The following is a 1,851-nucleotide window of genomic DNA, read 5'->3' as shown; positions in this document are numbered from 1 at the left end:
GGGAAGGCGTCGAGGTGGGCCAACTGGAAGAACGGGTGTCCCGGCTGGCCGCCGAGGGCAAGACCGCCATGTACGTGGCGGTGGACGGCCAGCCCGCAGGGGTGGTCGCGGTGGCCGACGTGGTCCGTGAGTCCGCCCGGAAAGCGGTCGGGACCCTGCACGCGCTCGGTATCCAGACCGCGATGCTCACCGGCGACAACCGCCGCACCGCCGAGGCCGTAGCCCGCCAGCTCGGCATGGACACGGTGATCGCCGAGGTCCTGCCCGAGGACAAGGCGGCTAAGGTGAGGGAACTCCAGGCCCAGGGGCGTAAGGTGGCGATGGTCGGGGACGGCGTGAACGACGCGCCCGCCCTGGTCGAGGCTGACGTAGGCATCGCTATCGGGGCCGGCACCGACGTGGCCGTGGAGACCGCCGACGTGGTGCTGGTGAAGAACAACCCCGCCGATGTCGCCAAGGCCATTCAACTGGCCCGCAAGGTACGCGGCAAGATCAAGCAGAACCTCTTCTGGGCGGCCATCTACAATGTGCTGGCCATCCCCGTTGCGGCGGGGGCGCTCTACAACAGCTACGGTATCCTGTTGCGGCCGGAGTGGTCAGCGCTGCTGATGAGCGCTTCCACCGTAATCGTGACGGTGAATGCCCTGCTGCTGGGGGTGGGGTCGCGGCAGCGCTTTACATGGGCTTAACACAAATCCGCCACTATCTTGCCCGGAGGTAGGAGAGATGATTCGAACGATCGTGGCACTTACACTCGCGCTCGGCTTGGCCCTGGCCCAGACCGACCACTCGCAACACGGGGGCATGGCCATGCAGAGCATGGCTGTGCTGGAAAAGCTCACCGGCAAGGACTTCGACATCGCCTACATGTCGATGATGATCGAACACCACAAGGGCGCGGTGGAGATGGCCCAGGCGGTGCTCAAGGTCTCGAAGGACGCCCGCATCCGCAAAGCAGCCCAGGAGATCATCGCCGTGCAGAACAAGGAGATTGGCCAGCTCACGGCCTGGCTCAAAGCTTGGTACGGGGTGGCGCCCTCCCGGATGTACATGGACATGATGAAAAGCGATATGAAGCCCATGATGGACACGGCCATGATGAGCATGCAAGCCATGCCGGGGCATGCCATGCCGGTAGACCGGGCTTTTTTAGAGGGGATGATCCCCCATCACCAAGACGCCATCGACATGTCCGACCTGGCTCTGAAGAAGGCCACCAAGCCTGAGCTCAAGCAGTTCGCCCAGCAAGTCATGGCCGTGCAGCGCCGCGAGATCGAGCAGTATCGGGAGTGGCTAAAGTCTCTTTGAAGCAGAGTGCTGCGCTAGCCCCACCCCTCCCTGGGTGGGGTTGACTTTATCTCCAGCGAAGCCTAAGCTGGGAATATACCCCTCCCCTGGAGGGGGTGGAGGTGAAAAATGAGCATTGAACTCAAAATTGAAGGCATGAGCTGCGGCCACTGCAAGATGAGCGTCGAGAAGGCCCTTAAGAGTGTGCCGGGGGTGGAGAAGGTGGAGGTCTTCCTGCAGGAGGGCCGGGCCGTCGTCGAGGGCAACGCTCCTGTGGAGCGGCTTATCAACGCGGTGCAAGAAGAGGGCTATGCGGCCTCCGTCCGTGCGTGACCCAGAGGGAGGGAATGTGAACCCCATCGCCGAGCACACCCTGCACCTTGATCCCAAGGTGCGGCAGGAGGCGCGCAACCGGCTGCTCTCGGCCAAGGGGCACCTCGAGGGCATCCTCAAGATGCTCGAGGGTGAACCCTACTGCGTGGACGTGCTCAAGCAGATCAAGGCCGTGCAGGGCGCCTTGGACAAGGTGGGCGACACGGTGCTGCAAAGCCACCTGAGGCACCA

General features: G+C 63.4%; 4 protein-coding genes. All 4 read left to right on the top strand.

The window, feature by feature from the left end; all coding sequences use genetic code 11:
* Positions 1 to 14 precede the first annotated feature (14 nt).
* Positions 15 to 689: an HAD-IC family P-type ATPase gene (locus Mhypo_RS17655; protein WP_276309769.1), complete on the top strand. Its 675-nt coding sequence runs from the start codon at positions 15 to 17 to the stop codon at positions 687 to 689.
* Positions 690 to 726: 37 nt separating this feature from the next.
* The gene (locus Mhypo_RS17650) at positions 727 to 1,308 is read left to right on the top strand and encodes a DUF305 domain-containing protein (protein WP_119342517.1); all 582 of its coding nucleotides are present in this window, start codon (positions 727 to 729) and stop codon (positions 1,306 to 1,308) included.
* Between the two features lie 108 nt (positions 1,309 to 1,416).
* On the top strand, positions 1,417 to 1,620 hold the full coding sequence (locus Mhypo_RS17645) for a CopZ family metallochaperone (protein ID WP_119342516.1): 204 nt from the start codon (positions 1,417 to 1,419) through the stop codon (positions 1,618 to 1,620).
* On the top strand, positions 1,598 to 1,851 hold a 254-nt coding region (locus Mhypo_RS17640; protein ID WP_240637364.1), incomplete at its 3' end, for a metal-sensing transcriptional repressor. The genes Mhypo_RS17645 and Mhypo_RS17640, both read left to right, overlap by 23 nt.

It is taken from the genome of Meiothermus hypogaeus (genome assembly GCF_003574035.1).
Taxonomy (GTDB): Bacteria; Deinococcota; Deinococci; order Deinococcales; family Thermaceae; genus Meiothermus; species Meiothermus hypogaeus.
Note: the sequence above shows the minus strand (reverse complement) of the source record. Positions and strands in the feature narration are given on the sequence as shown.